The organism is Pseudoalteromonas sp. SG44-1 (assembly GCF_014164315.1).
GTDB classification, from domain to species: Bacteria; Pseudomonadota; Gammaproteobacteria; order Enterobacterales; family Alteromonadaceae; genus Pseudoalteromonas; species Pseudoalteromonas rhizosphaerae.
In genome coordinates, this window is record NZ_JACJEW010000033.1 from 25,743 (window position 1) to 43,501 (window position 17,759).

At 40.9% G+C, this 17,759-nt stretch carries 18 protein-coding genes; 15 read left to right on the forward strand and 3 right to left on the reverse strand.

Going from position 1 to position 17,759, the window contains the following annotated elements; translation table 11 throughout:
* The first annotated feature begins 245 nt into the window (after window positions 1–245).
* A complete protein-coding gene (locus tag H5187_RS15225) occupies window positions 246–1,085 on the forward strand; it encodes an isopenicillin N synthase family oxygenase (RefSeq protein ID WP_145242335.1) in 840 nt (279 codons plus the stop codon).
* A gap of 210 nt (window positions 1,086–1,295) precedes the next feature.
* Complete coding sequence (locus H5187_RS15230; RefSeq protein ID WP_182732235.1) at window positions 1,296–2,699, forward strand: DEAD/DEAH box helicase; 1,404 nt, start codon at window positions 1,296–1,298, stop codon at window positions 2,697–2,699.
* Window positions 2,700–2,755: 56 nt separating this feature from the next.
* On the opposite strand, the gene H5187_RS15235 is transcribed toward H5187_RS15230, so the two are convergent.
* Together H5187_RS15235 and H5187_RS15240 are read right to left on the reverse strand one after the other, a co-directional pair.
* Window positions 2,756–3,502: a DUF3307 domain-containing protein gene (locus tag H5187_RS15235; RefSeq protein WP_149982955.1), complete on the reverse strand. Its 747-nt coding sequence runs from the start codon at window positions 3,500–3,502 to the stop codon at window positions 2,756–2,758.
* A complete protein-coding gene (locus tag H5187_RS15240; protein ID WP_182794487.1) occupies window positions 3,499–4,128 on the reverse strand; it encodes a hypothetical protein in 630 nt (209 codons plus the stop codon). Before H5187_RS15240 ends, H5187_RS15235 begins: the two co-directional genes overlap by 4 nt.
* Before the next feature lie 154 nt (window positions 4,129–4,282).
* Between H5187_RS15240 and H5187_RS15245 the strand changes: the two genes are divergently transcribed.
* From H5187_RS15245 to H5187_RS15305, 13 genes are all read left to right on the forward strand, one after another.
* Complete coding sequence (locus H5187_RS15245; RefSeq protein WP_179959226.1) at window positions 4,283–4,789, forward strand: NYN domain-containing protein; 507 nt, start codon at window positions 4,283–4,285, stop codon at window positions 4,787–4,789.
* A 119-nt stretch (window positions 4,790–4,908) separates the two neighbouring features.
* A complete protein-coding gene (locus tag H5187_RS15250) occupies window positions 4,909–5,337 on the forward strand; it encodes a hypothetical protein (protein WP_182794486.1) in 429 nt (142 codons plus the stop codon).
* 1 nt (window position 5,338) lies between these two features.
* Window positions 5,339–5,551 (forward strand): helix-turn-helix transcriptional regulator, encoded by a 213-nt coding sequence (locus H5187_RS15255; protein ID WP_149982957.1) that lies wholly within the window; start codon window positions 5,339–5,341, stop codon window positions 5,549–5,551.
* Between the two features lie 377 nt (window positions 5,552–5,928).
* Window positions 5,929–6,843, forward strand: a complete 915-nt coding sequence (nagK, locus tag H5187_RS15260; RefSeq protein ID WP_149982958.1) for an N-acetylglucosamine kinase — start codon at window positions 5,929–5,931, stop codon at window positions 6,841–6,843.
* Window positions 6,843–7,961, forward strand: a complete 1,119-nt coding sequence (gene nagA, locus H5187_RS15265; protein WP_145242321.1) for an N-acetylglucosamine-6-phosphate deacetylase — start codon at window positions 6,843–6,845, stop codon at window positions 7,959–7,961. Before nagK ends, nagA begins: the two co-directional genes overlap by 1 nt.
* A gap of 59 nt (window positions 7,962–8,020) precedes the next feature.
* Window positions 8,021–9,163: a transmembrane glucosamine N-acetyltransferase NagX gene (gene nagX, locus H5187_RS15270; RefSeq protein WP_182798012.1), complete on the forward strand. Its 1,143-nt coding sequence runs from the start codon at window positions 8,021–8,023 to the stop codon at window positions 9,161–9,163.
* A 216-nt stretch (window positions 9,164–9,379) separates the two neighbouring features.
* Window positions 9,380–10,174, forward strand: a complete 795-nt coding sequence (gene nagB / locus H5187_RS15275) for a glucosamine-6-phosphate deaminase (protein ID WP_149982959.1) — start codon at window positions 9,380–9,382, stop codon at window positions 10,172–10,174.
* Between the two features lie 133 nt (window positions 10,175–10,307).
* Window positions 10,308–11,231: an NAD(+) diphosphatase gene (gene nudC, locus H5187_RS15280; protein WP_182784943.1), complete on the forward strand. Its 924-nt coding sequence runs from the start codon at window positions 10,308–10,310 to the stop codon at window positions 11,229–11,231.
* Between the two features lie 45 nt (window positions 11,232–11,276).
* A complete protein-coding gene (locus H5187_RS15285) occupies window positions 11,277–12,458 on the forward strand; it encodes a cystathionine beta-lyase (protein ID WP_182794519.1) in 1,182 nt (393 codons plus the stop codon).
* Between the two features lie 123 nt (window positions 12,459–12,581).
* The gene (locus H5187_RS15290) at window positions 12,582–13,400 is read left to right on the forward strand and encodes an ABC transporter permease subunit (RefSeq protein ID WP_182717973.1); all 819 of its coding nucleotides are present in this window, start codon (window positions 12,582–12,584) and stop codon (window positions 13,398–13,400) included.
* Window positions 13,397–14,311 (forward strand): ABC transporter ATP-binding protein, encoded by a 915-nt coding sequence (locus H5187_RS15295; RefSeq protein WP_182784945.1) that lies wholly within the window; start codon window positions 13,397–13,399, stop codon window positions 14,309–14,311. Before H5187_RS15290 ends, H5187_RS15295 begins: the two co-directional genes overlap by 4 nt.
* Window positions 14,311–14,685 (forward strand): PH domain-containing protein, encoded by a 375-nt coding sequence (locus H5187_RS15300; protein ID WP_182784947.1) that lies wholly within the window; start codon window positions 14,311–14,313, stop codon window positions 14,683–14,685. The genes H5187_RS15295 and H5187_RS15300 overlap by 1 nt, the downstream gene beginning before the upstream one ends.
* A gap of 216 nt (window positions 14,686–14,901) precedes the next feature.
* The gene (locus H5187_RS15305; protein WP_149982964.1) at window positions 14,902–15,696 is read left to right on the forward strand and encodes a putative porin; all 795 of its coding nucleotides are present in this window, start codon (window positions 14,902–14,904) and stop codon (window positions 15,694–15,696) included.
* 84 nt (window positions 15,697–15,780) lie between these two features.
* Here the strand turns inward: H5187_RS15305 and H5187_RS15310 are convergent, their stop codons facing one another.
* The gene (locus H5187_RS15310; protein WP_149982965.1) at window positions 15,781–17,625 is read right to left on the reverse strand and encodes a M2 family metallopeptidase; all 1,845 of its coding nucleotides are present in this window, start codon (window positions 17,623–17,625) and stop codon (window positions 15,781–15,783) included.
* Between the last annotated feature and the right edge of the window lie 134 nt (window positions 17,626–17,759).

The window sequence follows — 17,759 nt, forward strand, 5'->3', positions numbered from 1 at the left end:
TTGCTTAATGAAAGAGGTTAGTGAAGAATAGACCATTAAAGTGCGTTTATAATTACAGTTGTTTTGGCGTTTTATCCACAATAGCAACATTTTGATTTGCATCAAGTAATAAACGCTTACCCAGCTAAAGAGGACATAAGTCCTTATGTTTTTTTGCCCGTTTTATTATGCTCGCGAAGCGCTACAATGGAGCAACTGCTATGATTAGCAAAGGCTTTTAACAACTTAATTCATTGGATACGAACATGCAATTACCTACCGTTGATTATAAAGCGAGCGATGCGGCCGCTCAATTTGTTGAGTCTCTTAGAAATACGGGCTTTGGTGTATTAAAAAACCACCCAATTCCACAGTCTCTTGTTGAATCAATTTATAAAAATTGGCAGGATTTTTTTAATTCTGAACAAAAACATGAATTCTTATTCTCTAAAGACACTCAAGATGGCTACTTTCCGCCTTCGGTATCAGAAGTTGCAAAAGGCTTTACAGTTAAAGACATTAAAGAATACTTTCATGTTTATCCAAAAGGCCGTGTACCAGCGCAGTTAGAAGCAGATATTCGCGAATATTATCGTTTAGCCAATGAGTTTGCTGCGACATTGTTAAGCTGGGTGCAAGCTGAAGCACCAGCGGATGTGCGTGCTAAGTTTTCAATCGATTTAAAAGATATGATTGCTGATTCAGAGCAAACATTATTACGTATATTACATTACCCGCCGATGACAGGTGATGAAGAACCTGGCGCTATTCGTGCTGCTGCACATGGTGATATTAATTTATTAACGGTATTACCTGCTTCAAATGAGCCAGGCTTGCAAGTACAAAAAACAGATGGCGGTTGGTTAGATGTGCCATGCGATTTTGGCAGTTTAATTATTAACATTGGCGACATGTTGCAAGAAGCGTCAGGTGGTTATTTTCCGTCGACTATTCACCGTGTTATTAACCCTACTGGCAAAGCGTCATCTAAGTCACGTATTTCGTTGCCGTTATTTTTGCACCCGCGTCCAGATGTGGTGTTATCAGCGCGTTATACTGCTGACAGTTACTTACAAGAGCGTCTGCGTGAGTTAGGTGTTAAATAGCATCACTCAAGTGATGATAGCTTTTCAACAGCGGCCACAGTGCCGCTTTTTTGTTTTTTTAAGGTTGTGTTTTTTTAGTGAGTTATAGTGTGATGTGGCTAGTTAAATTTGGCTGACGCTATTTCAAACGTGAATATACCATGCATTATTGCGTACGATCGGTATAATGCGCCATTGGCCGATTGGGCCTTAAAATTATTGAGAGAAAATATGAGTTTTGATGGGTTAGGTTTATCACAGTCTTTAGTTAATGCGGTTTTAGAAAAGGGCTATGAAACGCCAACACCAATTCAGGCTCAAGCCATTCCTGCGATCATTGAAGGTCGTGATGTTATGGCTGCAGCGCAAACTGGTACAGGTAAAACAGCGGGTTTCACTTTACCGTTAATTGAGCGCTTATCAACAGGCCAAAAAGCCAAGGTTAACCAAGTTCGTGCTTTAATTTTAACCCCAACCCGTGAGCTGGCATTACAAGTAAGCGAGAACGTTGAAGAGTATGCTAAGCATTCTAATATCAGTTCTTTTGTTGTGTACGGTGGTGTTAAAATTAATCCGCAAATGATGCGTTTACGCAAAGGCGTAGATATTTTAGTTGCTACTCCGGGTCGTTTAATGGATTTGCATAACCAAAATGCCTTGAAGTTCGATAACCTCGAAGTGTTGGTGCTTGATGAAGCTGACCGTATGCTTGATATGGGCTTTATTCATGACATTAAACGTATCATCAGCAAGTTACCGGCTAAACGTCAAAACTTGATGTTCTCAGCGACGTTCTCAGACGATATTAGAGCGCTTGCGAAAGGGCTTATTAATGATCCGGTCGAAATTTCAGTCGCTGCAAAAAATACCACGGCAAAAAGTGTTACCCAATGCGTTTATGCGGTAGATAAAGCACGTAAAACCGCCTTGTTAAGTCATTTAATTCGTACTAATGATTGGCAACAAGTGTTGGTATTTAGCCGCACTAAACATGGTGCAAACCGTTTAGTAAAGCAGTTAGAGCGCGATGATATTGTTGGCGCTGCAATTCATGGTAATAAATCTCAAGGCGCGCGTGTTAAAGCGCTTGAAGGCTTTAAAAGTGGCGAAGTACGCGTACTTGTGGCAACGGATATTGTTGCCCGTGGTTTAGACATTGTTGAACTGCCACATGTAGTTAACTATGATTTGCCTAATGTGTATGAAGATTATGTGCATCGTATTGGTCGTACCGGCCGTGCGGGTGCATCTGGCGACGCAATTTCATTTGTAACACCGGAAGATGCTGATGACTTATACGGTATTGAACGTTTTATCGGTGAATTGATCCCACGTGCAAAAGAAGCTGGTTTTGAGCCAACAAAAGGAGTGCCTGAAAGAGAGCTTGATGCACGACCTATCAAACCTAAAAAGCCTAAAAAAGCGGGTCAGCCTTTTTCTAAACCTAAGTCTGATAGCAAAAAGCCAAATAATAACGGCGGTAATGGCACCGGCCCACGCCGTGGTGGCTCAGGTAAAAAACCTGCTGCTAAAGCCGCTGGTGAGCAAACACAAAACCCATGGGCTAAGCGTCAATCTGTTGGTGGCAGTGGTCAACGTCGTCGCTCTGGTAATGATGGCGTGAGTAACACGTAATAATATTTTGATAAAAAACGCGCCTAAGCTGGCGCGTTTTTTTATGCTTTTTATTTCTATAATGCTTTAAGATAATTAACTGCTAAGCCAATAAATAAGGTGACGGTGACACTTAAAAGTGTACCGAGCATAACATATTCGGTGAGTTTTTTATCTTTACTGGCACGTAAGTCGCCAAAGCGAAATACCGATTTTGCTGCTAATAAAAAGCCAACGCCAGCCAACTGATCTAGCAAAATAAATGTAAGCATTAATACTCGCTCAAGCATGCCAATACTTTGCCCCGCTGCTGGTAAACTTCCTGTGGAGCTAAACCCGGTAGTGAGACGCTCTAACATCATACGAATGAACACTGCACTGGGACTCAATACCAGTAAATAGCCACATAGCACCCATAATGTAGTGGGGGTTATCAGCCATTGCCAAATGCTGGTAATAAATTCACTGTTGTCGCTCAACCACACAGTCAGTAGTAGTATCACGACAAGATGAGCAAGTTGATCAATGATAAATGGCACAACTCCTTTGTTTGAATATGATTTTGCTAAATCAATTAAGTAGTGGGTCACGATAACAATAGCTGTGGCAATACCGATACGCGAGAGCTCTTGCCAGCCAAAACTAAACTCCCACCAGCTGACAATTGCTGCTGTAGTTAGACCGTGCACTAGCACATGCAAGTACAGTTTTTTAGCACGAAAGTGACGTGTATTACGGTTATTAACCCAACTCATTGGCTGCCAATAAAAATCAGCTAAAATATGACCGATAAATAATGCAACTAATAACAACATAAAACTCATTTTTTTACTCCTATCACGGCATTAGCAATGGCCTGCTCTGCATAGTCTAAAAAACGCTCGATCAACTGATAATGTGCAAGATTAAGTAACTTGGTCACATTCTCACGACTGGTTTTTAATTGTTTAGCAAGTTCACTATGTTGATTGTTTTCTGCGGTTAAATAGACATATAAGGCATTCGCTTGTTTGTGTGTCATTTTGCTCAGGAGCACGTCAATAAAAGCTAGATTAAGGGTTAAGCCATCATTTTTGAGTTCATCAATACTGCTAAGAGTAAAGCGTTGGTTATGGATTTCGTCAAGACCGCGCCCCGATAATGTAAATGCAGAGCCTGTTGCTGTTTTAATATCGGCTCTAGCATTATCTATTTTACCAATGGCAAGGCTTTGGCGAATTTCATAGCCGGTGGCTTTAAGATGTAAGTAAAGCAGCACTGCGACACGGCATACTTGGGCTGGTTGATTTATTTGCACCTGAAACGCATCGCCTCGATAAATAATACTTTGTCCCAGATGGCGTTGAGTAATTGCTCGCAAACTTTGGTCGAGCTGGTAGAGCATCGCATCGTAGTCGTGCTTTGGAATATGTTGTGATTTGATCACATCACCGCTGATCACCGCAATCATAAATGTCCTTGATTTAAGTTACATAAAGAAAAGTAACCAATTTTGGTTACATGCTTCAATGTAACTAATTTAGGTTACTTGAAAGCTAAATGCAAGGGCTTGAAATTAATCAGGGTATGCTACAGTAGCGTGATTAATTTAAAAGGGATAACGCATGAGTCAAGAGATACATAGTACAACGGCGAAAAAGCCGAGAGTGGGGATTTTTGTCGATGTCCAAAATATTTATTACACCTGTCGAGAGAGCTACCGAAAAAACTTTGATTACAATGCCTTTTGGGCAAAAATCAGTGATGACTATGATATAGACTGCGCGATTGCATATGCAATTTATCGCGGGGACGAAAAGCAATCTCAATTTCAAAATATTCTTCGTGCGATTGGTTTTGAGGTAAAGCTAAAACCATTTATTCAGCGTAAAGATGGCAGCGCAAAAGGCGATTGGGACGTCGGCATCACCATCGACATGCTAGAACAAGGTAAAAACCTCGACAAAGTTATTTTACTCTCCGGCGACGGGGATTTTGCCTTATTACTGGGTCATTTACAGCATCATTATAATGTACCGTGTGACGTCTATGGCGCTGATAGACTGACGGCTGATGCATTAAAACAAAGTGCGGCACAGTTTTTTTGCATTGATGATTCCCTGTTACTTTGAAACTAATGTATTAAAAACATAACATCATGTTAAAAATATTTGACATGATGTGAGCCCACTCTTATAGTCATTAATGTTAAGTATACTTAACATCAAATTTATTATTATAAGGGGGTGATATGAGTTATACACAAAAATCGCGGTTACTTGAGATGTGCATAACCATGGTTGTGTTGTTTAATTACTTGCAGTCAGTATTATCAATGACGCCAGAAGCTCAGATGGATCCGTTATTAGCAAGTGGCTTGTTGATATCACTTACGATACAAACCGTTGTAATGCTTATTGTGATGCACATTATCTTAGCGATATTTAATACTAAATATGCGGATCAAGCGAAAGATGAACGTGAACAGGCTATTGCCTTAAAAGCAAAAAGTGTTGCACTACTTATTTTACAATTAGGCGTTGTGAACGCGGTGTTTGCAATGCTGATTGACCCACATTTTGGGTTTGCAATTAGTCCGGTTCACCAGTTAGTAATCGCAGCGTTGGTGAGCGAGATAATCGGCACTGGGGCCGAAGCTTGGCTATTATATAGAGGTTAGAATGGCAAAGTTAGCGATTACTAATACGATCCGTGCATTACGGTTTCAGCATAATGAAATGACGCAGCAGCAATTAGCTGAAGTCGTAGGGGTGACGCGTCAAACAATTGCCGCAATTGAAGCGGCAAGGTATTCACCGTCGCTGGAGGTCGCTTTTAAGATCGCGATTGTTTTTAATCTACCACTAGAAAAAATATTCCAATATCGACAGTGAATCTTTACTAAATTATTATTTTTGGTAAACTGAATGCATATTCTGCATTTTTATTTATGTTTTTTGGCCATTTAAGTTATGAAAATAGTGTTATAAATCACTATTTTTGTTGTTTTTTTAGGTAATAATGTCATTTTTAAACCTTATTATTACGTTAAAAGATAGTCGACACTAATTTAATTGATATTAATTATTTATTTAATTCAGTTAATTAGAGATAAATGTGGGATATGTGAGATTTTTTATAAAAAACTTAATGACAACGCTGTCATTTGTTGTGTAACATTAATTCAACATGGGTTGATGGTGAATCGCATTAAGATAATAAAAAAACATGCGATTAATACAAATATAAAACGAAGGTTAGAGGTCGTTAAATGATGGCTAAGAGTGCGAATGAGGACCAATTGTATATTGGTATCGACGGTGGCGGAACTAAGTGCCGTGCAACTATATACTCTGTGCAAAACGGGGTATTAGGAACAGGTTTAGGTGGCCCTGCGAATCCATTACATGGGTTGGAGCGCACATTAGAGTCAATAATGGTATCTACACAATTGGCGATGCGCGATGCAGGTTTGCCATTAGAGTCTATTCATCAAGTGTATGCCGGTTTAGGATTGGCGGGTGTTAATTTACCGAACTTATATGAAAAAATAACAGAGTGGGAGCACCCATTTAAACAAATGTTTTTAACTACTGACTTACATACGGCGTGTATCGGGGCTCATGAAGGCGGTGATGGTGCTGTGATAATCACGGGTACTGGTTCATGTGGTTTTTCATATGTAAAAGGGCAGTCGGTGAATTACGGCGGTCATGGTTTTGCACTTGGCGATAAAGGCAGTGGCGCATGGATGGGCTTAGAGGCAATTAAAGCGGTGTTAATGGAGCTAGATGGTTTAGGTCCTCACACGATAATGACGCCAGTGGTTAAAGAGCATTTTAATGTCACCACAGCAATGGGCATTGCAGAGCAAATGGCCGGACAACCGTCAAGTAGCTATGCAAAACTTGCTCGCTATGTATTTGATGCAGCACACCAAGGCGATCAAATCGCTTTAGCCATTGTAAAAGACGGAGCGCAATACGTGAGTCAGTTAGCGCATCGTTTATTAGAGAACAATCCTCCGCGTTTATCTATGATCGGTGGTCTTGCAGAGCCTTTAAATCAATGGCTTGACCCAGCAATTGCAAAACTCGTTGAAGTACCAAAGCAACCGCCTGAAATGGGCGCAATTTATTTTGCACAGCAATCAGTATTAGAGCAAGACCAAAAGGTAGCACTGTAATGAAAACCTTCTATCGCGCGACACGTTTATTCACGGCTGAAAAATTTCTAGATAATGCATTATTCAGCGTTGAAAATGGCGTTTTTCATCTTGAAACTTCCACCACAGGCAGTGTTATTGAGCTAGATGGTTTAGTTGCGCCAGGCTTTATCGATGTACAAGTTAATGGCGGTGGCGGGGCATTTTTTAATGCTGAGCAAAGCACACAATGCTTAGATCGTATTGCAAAAGCGCATGGTCAATTTGGTACAACGGCACTGATGCCAACACTTATCACCGATAAAGTTGAAACCATGCAAGCAGCTGCTGATGCAACAGCAAAAGCAATATGCGAAGGGGTCGCGGGTGTATTAGGTATTCACTTTGAAGGTCCGCATTTGTCTTTTCCAAAAAAAGGCACACACAGTGAGCAGTTTATTCGCCCAATTAGCGAACAAGAATTTGCCATTTATGCGCGTCAAGATTTAGGTATCAAAATGGTTACCTTAGCGCCAGAAAATGTCAGCATTGCTGATATTGAGCGCTTAGTGGCGTGTGGTGTAAAAGTATCACTAGGTCACACTAATGCTGACTATACAACGACAATGGCGGCACTCAATGCTGGCGCCGATGGGTTTACACATTTATATAACGCGATGTCGCCGTTTACATCGCGTGAACCAGGCGTGGTTGGCGCTGCGCTTTGGCATGATAACAGCTGGTGTGGCTTAATTGTTGATGGGCATCATGTACATCCATTGTCTGCACAATTAGCTATTCGCACCAAACAGCGCGGCAAAATTATGTTAGTCACTGACGCAATGCCACCAGTGGGTACCGATGATATGGAATTTGATTTTTTTGACGGGCGCAAAGTAATTCGTACTGGGGATAGATTAAACTCAAGTACGGGCGAATTAGCAGGCAGTGTATTAGACATGGCCAGTGCAGTGCGTAATACCATTAATACATTGGATGTAAGCCTCAGTGAAAGTTTACGCATGGCTGCACTGTATCCAGCAGAATATTTAAACCTCAAGAAAAAGGGACGTTTACTTGATGGCTTTGATGCAGACTTTGTGGTGCTCGATGAACATCAGTTTGTAAAAGCAACTTATATTGCAGGTAATGCAGTGTAATGTTTCCCTGTAAAAACCCCGCAGTTGTATCGCGGGCTTTTTATTTAAGAGTAAAAATAATGACAACAGCACATACAGACACAAAGCCGAGTAAAAAGCGCTTAGCATCTCTTGATGCTTTACGTGGCATGGATATGTTTTGGATTTTAGGTGGGCAATCTATTTTTGCCGCTTTATTTGTTTTAACCGGTTGGACCGGTTGGCAGGTATTTGAAGCGCATACGCTACACAGTGCATGGCATGGATTTACATTTTACGATTTGATTTTTCCGTTATTTATCTTTTTATCAGGTGTGGCGATGGGCTTAGCACCAAAACGCATCGATCATCTGCCATGGCAAGAGCGAAAAGTTTTTTATGCTAAAGCGTTAAAGCGGTTATTGCTATTGTGCGGGTTAGGGGTGATGTATAACCATGGTTGGGGCACAGGTATTCCGCTTGCCTTCGATGAAATACGCTATGCGAGTGTACTTGGTCGAATAGCGATTGCATGGTTTTTCTGTGCAATGCTAGTGTGGCATACCAGTATTCGCACACAGCTCTTTACAGCAATCGCTCTCCTGCTAGGGTATTGGATCTTGATGTGTTTTATTCCTGTACCAGGAGGTAACGCTGGTGATTTAAGTGCACAGGGGAGTTGGAATACATGGTTTGATTCGCATTTTTTACCCGGTATTAGTTATCAAAATAGAGCCGTCGACCCCGAGGGCGTGTTATCGAGTCTACCAGCTATTGTGAATGCCATGTTTGGGGTATTTGCAGGACAACTAATCGCCAGAGCAAGTAAGATTGGCGAATGGCAAACAGCAGGCATATTATTTGTTGCAGGTGTTGTGAGTGTTTGCTTAGGTTGGCTTTGGGATTTACAGTTTCCAGTTAATAAAGAATTATGGACCAGTTCATTTGTTTTAGTCACAGTCGGATGGAGCGCAATATTACTGGCTGTGTTTTATGCGGTGATTGATATTCTCAATGGCCAAAAATTAGCTTATCCGTTTGTGATTATTGGCGCTAACTCAATCATTATTTATTTGGCATCAAGCTTAGTGAATTGGGAGTTTATAAGCCATAGCGTGTTTGGTGGCTTTATTACAGCTGCAGCTACCGATTGGCAGCCACTGATTGGCGTGGTTGCGCTTTTGCTGGTGCAAATGCATTTATTACATTGGATGTATAAGCGCAAAATATTTGTCAGTGTTTAGCTGGCTAATGTACAGCACAGTAAAAAAGGTAAATTTTTATTCACTTTTACTTTACAAACTAAAATTGAATGGCAATAATGACAGCGTTGTCATAATGGTGTTGACCAAATAGTGTATCCCTGTTTGGTTTGATCTAAGGCCCAATCCGATTGCACATGGGGTTGGGACTTAGGTCCCATTTTTTCATCAACTAATTTAATAACTGAGCAAATTAATATGCAAATAGTAATTTTAAATGATGCAGCAGCCGTAGCAGCATATGGCGCAAATATTTTCGCAACACAATTACAAAAAAAACCAACGTCAGTGCTCGGTTTAGCAACGGGCTCTACGCCAGTTGCGTTATATCAAGAATTAATCGCTAAAAATAAAGCGGGTGAGATTTCATTTTCACAAGCAACAACGTTTAATTTAGATGAATACTTAGGTTTAACGGGCGATCATCCACAAAGTTACCGCCACTTCATGAATGAGCAATTGTTTAGCCATATTGATATAAACAAAGATAATACCTTTGTACCGCCAGGGGATGCCCTAAACCCAATTACAGCATGCAAAGAATACGAAGACAAAATAGTTGCAGCAGGCGGTGTTGATGTACAGTTATTAGGCATCGGACGTAATGGTCACATCGGCTTTAATGAGCCTTCATCAGGTCTGCGTTCACGTACTCGTGTAAAAACCCTGACTAAAGCAACCGTTGATGATAATGCCCGTTTTTTTGCTGCTGATGAATATCAGCCACAGTTATCAATTACGATGGGAATTGGTACGATCTTGGAGGCGAAAAAAGTTGTTTTACTTGCTACGGGTGAAAATAAGGCTGATGCAGTGCATGCTATGATTGAAGGCCCGTTAATGGCTAAATGTCCAGCCTCTGCGCTTCAGTTACATAAAGATGCTGTGATTGTTATTGATAAAGCAGCAGCAAGCAAACTTGAAGATTTAGAGTTTTATCAGCATATCGAAGCTGAAAATCAAAAATTACAGGCTCATTTAGCTACATTGTAATTACGACAGAATTTATTGTGTGTTTAAAAAGCCCTTCAGGGCTTTTTTTTTGGCTGTTTCAACGTCAGTAATAAATTGGGTTTCGTGTAAGCTTATGGTAGTTTTAGCCATCTAAATAGTAACAAGGATAAGCATGCTAAATTACAGCCAGATGCCTTTAAACCGCGCATCAAACCTACGTAAAGAGCAACAATGGGTGGCAGCACAAATAAATGAGCAAAGCCGTTGGTTATTGGTGAATAACAATCACACTTTATTTGATATAAATAATATTGCTGTGACTTTTTTAAGCTTTAGTGATGTGAGTCACTTAGCACTAAACGAAGCGATATTTTTAGGTTTAGATGAGCAGCAAACCAGTCATTTCGCACTTGATGTAAGCAAGCTAGACGAAGCCGCCTTAAGCCAGCTGATAGGTGACGCTGAGTTTGTCGATATTCGCCGCTTTGGGGTGCAAGTGGAAATCGCGCAAGGCTCAATGGCTGCACTGGCACGAGGTTTGTGTTACTGGCATGCAACTCATCGTTTTTGTGGACGTTGTGGCAGCGAAAATGAGCTTGTTGAAGCGGGTCATTCACGTTTATGTAGTAATGATGGGTGTAAACACCAAACGTTTCCGCGAACTGATCCGGCCGTGATCATGGTGGTAACGCGTACATTTGCTGATGGTGTTGAACGCTGTTTACTTGGTCGCCAAGCTGTGTGGGCAGCAGGTATGTATTCGTCTTTAGCTGGTTTTGTTGATCCGGGCGAAAGCTTAGAGCAAGCGGTGGCGCGTGAAGTGATGGAAGAAGCGGGCATTGTGGTTGAAAATGTTCAGTATATTGCCTCGCAGCCGTGGCCATTTCCATCATCGATTATGCTGGGCTTTATCGCTGAAGCTGTTACGGAAGATATCCAGGTTGATAAAGACGAACTAGACGATGCGCAGTGGTTTAGCCGTGAAGAGCTTGCTCAATTTGGCAATTGGCACGAAGAGGGGGAGCATTTAAAGCTACCAAGAGCTGATTCTATCTCGCGCTATTTAATCGACTATTGGTGTAATTTGCAAGATTAAGCATAGTGCAGAGTATGTTCGAACGAAATATTTTAAGGATTAATGATGACGACAAAAAGCAATAAAAATACGCTGTTAGTAAGTACCGGACGTAAAAAAGCATATACTCATGGGGTGGTTAACCCCGTAGTGCAACGTGCATCGACAGTTGTTTTTGATTCAGTGGCAGAGCTTAAAAAAGCGGCAAAAAAACGTGGCGATAAAACACTTTTTTATGGTCGTCGTGGTACTACTACACATTTTGCATTACAAGAAGCGATCACTGAGCTTGAAGGTGGTGAGGGATGTGCGCTTTATCCATGTGGTGCAGCGGCGATTAGCAGCACACTATTGGCTTTTTTGAAAGCGGGCGATCATATCTTAATGGTAGATAATGCCTATGAACCAACTCGTGATTTTTGCGATAAAATTTTAGCTGGCTTTGGCGTTGAGACGACTTATTATCCACCAACAATTGGGGCAGATATTAAAGCGCTGATCAAAGACAACACCAAAGTGCTGTTTTTAGAGTCGCCTGGTTCTATCACTATGGAAATTCAAGATGTACCAGCCATGGTTGCAGTTGCCAATGAGCATGGGGTAATGACCATGCTTGATAACACCTATGGTAATGGCTTGCATTATCGCCCACTTGAACACGGGGTGGATATTAGTATTCAAGCGGCAACTAAATACATTGTGGGTCATTCGGACGTGATGATGGGTGTGGCAGTGGCCAATAAAAAATACTGGCCGACACTACGAGAAAATTCATATTTACTTGGTCAATGTACGTCGGCTGATGACGCCTATTTAGCGTTAAGAGGCCTGCGCACTATGGCGGTACGTTTAAATCAGCATGAAAAAGCCGCGATTGAAGTTGCGAAGTGGTTAGAGCAGCATCCATTGGTTGACCATATTCGTCATCCAGCATTTGCAACGTGTCCGGGTCATGAGTTTTTTAAGCGTGATTTTGATGGTAGTAATGGCTTATTTTCTTTTGTTATGAAACAAGGGAACCAAAGCGCGATTGATGCCTTTTTAGATAGTTTAGAGCATTTTAAAATGGGCTTCTCGTGGGGAGGCTTTGAGAGTTTAGTGACTGCCAACTTAACTATGAAAGGTTTACGCTCAGTAACTGGTTGGACGCAAGGGCCAGTGATCCGCTTACATATAGGCCTTGAAGATGTGGACGATTTGATCGCTGATTTAAGCCAAGCACTCGACATATATCAACAGAATTTGTAGCCTGCGGATCAGTAAGACTACATTATTTGTTACAAAGCTCGTATTAATACGGGCTTTTTTTTGCTAGTAATTCAACACGTTTGCCCTTAGTGTAAGCTGTATATAGATTAATAAGGAATATCTGTGACGCAACTCCACCCTCAGCGATTATTAAAGATTGCCCAGTTTGAACTAGTGAGATTATTTTTAACCAAGCGCGGCTTACTTGCTGTTGCCGCATTTTCGATTTGTTGGTTATTGATTTTACGCTATCCGATAGGTCAAGCGGTCAGCTTAATTAGTTCGCCCCAAATAGCCGATTTAGCACAACAAGTATTTGGTGCTATTGGACTGAGTAAATTACTCGATTGGCCTGAAGCTGAATTAGCAATGTATTGGTTAATTGCATTGTATAGCTTTCCTAGTTTCTGCTTGTTTTTATGTAGCGACCAACTTGTTGGTGATAAACAACGAGGAACACTACGCTTTTTATCTCTTAGAGCTACCCGAAATGAAATGTTATTTGGCCGCTTTTTAGGACAGGTATTTATTTTAGCAGCATTAATACTTGTTACCTTGGTAGCTTCAGTTGCAGTTATGGTCTTTAGAGATCCAGCATTATTAGTCAGTGGCATAAGTCGCAGCTTTGTTTTGTTCTGTTATTTATTAATTGCTGTTTTGCCCTTTATAGCACTAATGACGTTGTTAAATACTTTTGCACGCTCAGCGCGTTTAACTGTGGTGCTTGCCGTATTATTTTTTGCTGGCGGGAATATTGTGGTCAGTATTTTAAGCTGGCAAATACCCGTTTTGGCAATGCTTGATTATGTTTTCCCTGGCGTACAACTTGATCAAATGGCAGGACAAAACGCAGGAATATTTAATAGCATTGGCATTGCGTTAATACAAACTACCGTGATGCTAGCGATTGCTCAGCGTATTTTTGCAAGGAGTTCTCTATGAGCACACTAATACACGCAACAGGTTTAACTAAGCAGTATGGTAATAAATTGGCCCTTGATCAGGTAAGTTTTGAGATCCAGCAAGGCGCGCCAGTAGCATTGGTTGGGCCAAATGGTGCTGGTAAAACCACCTTGTTTAGTTTGTTATGCGGTTATATTTTACCAACAAAAGGCACGCTCAATATTATTGGGCATAACCCCGGCAGTAGTGAATTGTTTGGCAAGCTCAGTGCGTTACCACAAGATGCTCAACTTGATCCGCGCTTTAGTATCGCTCACCAACTGGCGTTTTATGGCCAGCTACAAGGGCTGTCAAATAAGCAAAGCCAAGCAGAAGCGATCCGCGTACTTGAGTTAGTCGGACTAGCTGACGTTGCTAAACAGCGTTCTGATGATTTATCACATGGAATGCGTAAACGTGTCACCATAGGTCAAGCGTTGATCGGGAAACCACAAATAGTCATGTTGGATGAAGCAACCGCTGGGCTTGATCCTATTCATGCTCGCGAAGTACGCGAAGTGGTTGCGAATCTTAGCAGTGAGGCTACCTTTATTTTAAGCTCGCATGATTTAACTGAACTAGAACGCTTATGTTCACATGTACTTCACCTTGATAAAGGCAAGCTCACAGAGCATCCAACACACAGTGATAATAGCGAACTAGAGTCTGGATTTATTACATTGTTACTGAGCGAGCATTACCCAGATGTTGAAGCCAAAATACAAGCCTTAGCAGATGTGTCTAAAGTATATATGAGTCAAGCTAAAGAATATGTTATTGAGTACCAAAAAACGGCGACACCATTTGATATCACCATACTGCAACATTGTTATCAGCAAGGTTGGCGTTATCGCCAATTGGTAAACGGGCATACATTAGAAAATCAAATATTTAAACAGGAGCAAATATAATGGGTTTATTAAGTGGTTTAATGGGTAATGCCAGTGAAGTTGATGACGATGATTTAGAAAAAGTATTGGCAAATACCCTGATTGAAGGTGAACAAGTCGAAAAAGCCTATAAAGTGGTACGTGATATGTTTATTTTTACTAACAAACGTTTAATTTTGTTAGATAAGCAGGGGGTCACTGGCTCAAAAATAGAGATGATCAGTATCGCTTATTCAAAAATTACCAAGTTTAGTAAAGAAAGTGCCGGTCATTTTGATTTAGATGCTGAATTAAAAATTTGGGTTGGCTCTGATCCAACACCGATCAGTAAAGACTTTAAATCGGGTGATAATATCAATGATGTGTACCGGATAATCAGCCAGTACGCGCTTTAATCATAATTGAGCTCTTAAAATGGTAGCGATTAACATTCCTGTTCGCTACTTTTTTTTTACATTTTCCTACATTCACTTACATTTTTATAATCAAATACAAGCACTTAGTTAAGTTTCGATTCAGTTTACTCGCGTTAGGATGTGCCCCGTCTTAACCAACCGGTTAAACGTTAAACCTTGTAGCAATAAAACAATGTAAAATAGGGAAATCTTTTTATGAAAAAATTAGCAGTTATTATTTCGAGTATTCTTCTTTCTAGTGCCGCGACTGCTGCGGATAACTATCAGTCAATTAGCCATTTAGGATATAAGGATACCGATGGCAACGACACAGTGAGCGTTGATTCAACGTATTACTTCTCTCCAAAAGCGACTTTAGGTCCTTACGATCAATTTGAGTACATCAATAAGCAAACCAACGTATATGGTTCATACATTGATAATGACTCTAGTGATGTAGCGACTATTGGTGGTGAGTATTTCGTTGAGAATTTCGTTGTGGGTGCTAAATACAGCAACCATGACAGCGATTTCGGTTCAAGCACAGATGAAATTAATGTATCAGCAGGTTACTTTTTTAATCCAAATTTATTATTAAAAGCAACGTTTATTGATGTTGAAGATGCTGATAATGTGTTTATGTTCGATTTAGCATATAACCACCAATTAAACAGCACAGATTACATCGGCTTCACTTTAACATCAGACGATGAGTTTGATTACCGTGCAGTGAATGCAAAATATTTCATGGACCTTAAGCAAGGTAACTACCTAACAGTTGAAGGTACTATTTCAGATACTGACGACAGTGGTAGTTCATGGGAATTAGGTTCTAATTACTACTTCACTAAAGCGACATCAGCGTTTGTTACATTTAATAAAAACGATGATTACACTTTTGGTGCTCAACATTTCTTCAACAAAAATGTTGGCTTAAAAGCGGGTTACGGTAATAACTGGGATGATTCTGGTTATGACGCTTACTTTGCAAATGTAAGCTTACAGTTCTAATCAAACTGTAAATTTAGTACTGCAATACTAAAAAAGCCCGCTCAATTGAGCGGGCTTTTGCATTTTGCTATTTAACTAGTTAACTTACCAACCACATTGACGGCCTTTATTTTGCTCATCAAGATATTTTTGCAGTGGCGCAAAGTAATCAAGTAGGGCTGTTGCATCCATTTCAGGTTTACCTGTTACGGTGGCTAATGCTTCTTGCCAAGGGCGGCTTGAACCCATTTCTAGCATAGCATTGAGTTTTTCACCTGCTTCTTTAGAGTTGTATACTGAGCAGCGATGAATGGCTTCTTTGTTACCTGCTATTTCACATAAACTACGGTGGAAATCAAACTGTAAAATATGCGCTAAGAAGTAACGTGTATAAGGTGTATTACCTGGCACATGATATTTTGCACCTGGATCAAAGTCAGCTTCGCTTCGTGCGATAGGTGCTTTTACACCTTGGTACTTTTCACGTAATTCCCACCATGCCTTATTGTAGTTTTCAGGGGTTACTGCACCTGAAAATACTTGCCAACGCCATTGGTCCACAAGTAAACCAAATGGAATAAAGGCAACTTTATCCAGCGCCATCTTCATTAATAAGCCAATGTCTTTCGATTCATCAGGCACTTGCTCTAATAAACCAATTTCTTTTAAGTAACCAGGTGTTACCGAAAGCGCAATGGTATCGCCAATGGCTTCGTGGAAACCGTCGTTAGCACTTTCTTGATAATAAAGCGGTTGGGTATTGTAAGCGCGTTGGTAGAAGTTGTGACCTAACTCATGGTGAATAACTGAGAATTCTTCACCAGTACGCTGAATACACATTTTAATGCGTAAGTCGTCTTTACTATCTATATTCCACGCTGAAGCATGGCACTGTACATCACGATCGGCAGGTTTAGTGAATAACGAACGTTGGTAAAAGGTGTCAGGTAAAGGTGCAAATCCCATTGAGGTGAAAAATTTTTCAGCGCCGCGTACCATTTTAAGTTCATCGTAGTTATGCTCGGCTAATAATGCGGTTACATCATAACCAGGATCGGCATTTTCAGGTGCGACTACATCGTAAATGTTGCCCCACGATTGCGCCCACATATTACCTAATAAATGCGCTGGGATAGGTTGGTCTTGAGGTACTTTGTCTTCACCGTATTTTTCACCTAACTTGGCACGAACATGACAATGCAGCGAATCATATAATGGTTTTACTTGCCCCCAAATACGATCAAGTTCTTTGGCAAAATCATCTGCTGGCATATCATACTTACTACGCCACATTGCACCAGTGTCTGCATAACCAAGCTCTTTAGCGCCTTCATTGGTTAATACAACTTGTTGTTCATACAGTGGACGCATTGGTTTTGATACCTGGCGCCAACCTTGCCATAAATCAAGCAGTTCGTTGTAATCACGGCTGGTGGCCATTGTTGCAGTCATATCACCTAGGCTTAAACAGCTGCCATCGTCTTTACAATATTTACCTTTACCATATATACCGCCAAGTTCAGCCACAAGCTGTGATAGTTTTGCTGTTTTTTCTGCATCTTGTGGGGCAGGTAAAGTCAGTGCCAATTTTAATTTGTCGAGTTTACGACGTGCGTCATAATCAAGTTCGAGAGAGTCAAACTGTGCAGCTTCGTTAGCAAGGCGAACCACCGCTTCGGTCATTTTACGATTTACTTCAGCTGATAGGGCTGATGTATCATGCGTTATAAAGTTAGCGTATATCCATTCCGCGCGACTTGATTCTAGATATAAAGCACTGAGCTCTTGCTCTGTCGTATCTAAAAAGGCTTGCGCGTCTTTTGCAGTTACCGGCGCAGGGCTTGCAGCTTGAGTTACTGTGTTAGTGGCTTCTTGGTTACAGCCGCTTAATGCTAATGTGCTGGCAACCATTATTGCGCTCAAACTGAGCTTAAAATGTGGAGTAGTCATGTTAACCCTTATATTTGTTATTTATCGGGTAGGATGATAGCAGCGTCTATGTGTTAGGCAAAGTTTATCAATAACCGACTCTTTAGCTCAGGCAATGCGAGTTTACAGTGGCATTGTATTTATTAAAGGATCGG

Coding starts and splice junctions, on each gene's coding strand:
- H5187_RS15225 (WP_145242335.1), top strand. CDS start 246: ATGCAATTACCTACCGTTGATTATAAAGCGAGCGATGCGGCCGCTCAA.
- H5187_RS15230 (WP_182732235.1), top strand. CDS start 1,296: ATGAGTTTTGATGGGTTAGGTTTATCACAGTCTTTAGTTAATGCGGTT.
- H5187_RS15235 (WP_149982955.1), bottom strand. CDS start 3,502: ATGAGTTTTATGTTGTTATTAGTTGCATTATTTATCGGTCATATTTTA.
- H5187_RS15240 (WP_182794487.1), bottom strand. CDS start 4,128: ATGATTGCGGTGATCAGCGGTGATGTGATCAAATCACAACATATTCCA.
- H5187_RS15245 (WP_179959226.1), top strand. CDS start 4,283: ATGAGTCAAGAGATACATAGTACAACGGCGAAAAAGCCGAGAGTGGGG.
- H5187_RS15250 (WP_182794486.1), top strand. CDS start 4,909: ATGAGTTATACACAAAAATCGCGGTTACTTGAGATGTGCATAACCATG.
- H5187_RS15255 (WP_149982957.1), top strand. CDS start 5,339: ATGGCAAAGTTAGCGATTACTAATACGATCCGTGCATTACGGTTTCAG.
- nagK (WP_149982958.1), top strand. CDS start 5,929: ATGATGGCTAAGAGTGCGAATGAGGACCAATTGTATATTGGTATCGAC.
- nagA (WP_145242321.1), top strand. CDS start 6,843: ATGAAAACCTTCTATCGCGCGACACGTTTATTCACGGCTGAAAAATTT.
- nagX (WP_182798012.1), top strand. CDS start 8,021: ATGACAACAGCACATACAGACACAAAGCCGAGTAAAAAGCGCTTAGCA.
- nagB (WP_149982959.1), top strand. CDS start 9,380: ATGCAAATAGTAATTTTAAATGATGCAGCAGCCGTAGCAGCATATGGC.
- nudC (WP_182784943.1), top strand. CDS start 10,308: ATGCTAAATTACAGCCAGATGCCTTTAAACCGCGCATCAAACCTACGT.
- H5187_RS15285 (WP_182794519.1), top strand. CDS start 11,277: ATGACGACAAAAAGCAATAAAAATACGCTGTTAGTAAGTACCGGACGT.
- H5187_RS15295 (WP_182784945.1), top strand. CDS start 13,397: ATGAGCACACTAATACACGCAACAGGTTTAACTAAGCAGTATGGTAAT.
- H5187_RS15300 (WP_182784947.1), top strand. CDS start 14,311: ATGGGTTTATTAAGTGGTTTAATGGGTAATGCCAGTGAAGTTGATGAC.
- H5187_RS15305 (WP_149982964.1), top strand. CDS start 14,902: ATGAAAAAATTAGCAGTTATTATTTCGAGTATTCTTCTTTCTAGTGCC.
- H5187_RS15310 (WP_149982965.1), bottom strand. CDS start 17,625: ATGACTACTCCACATTTTAAGCTCAGTTTGAGCGCAATAATGGTTGCC.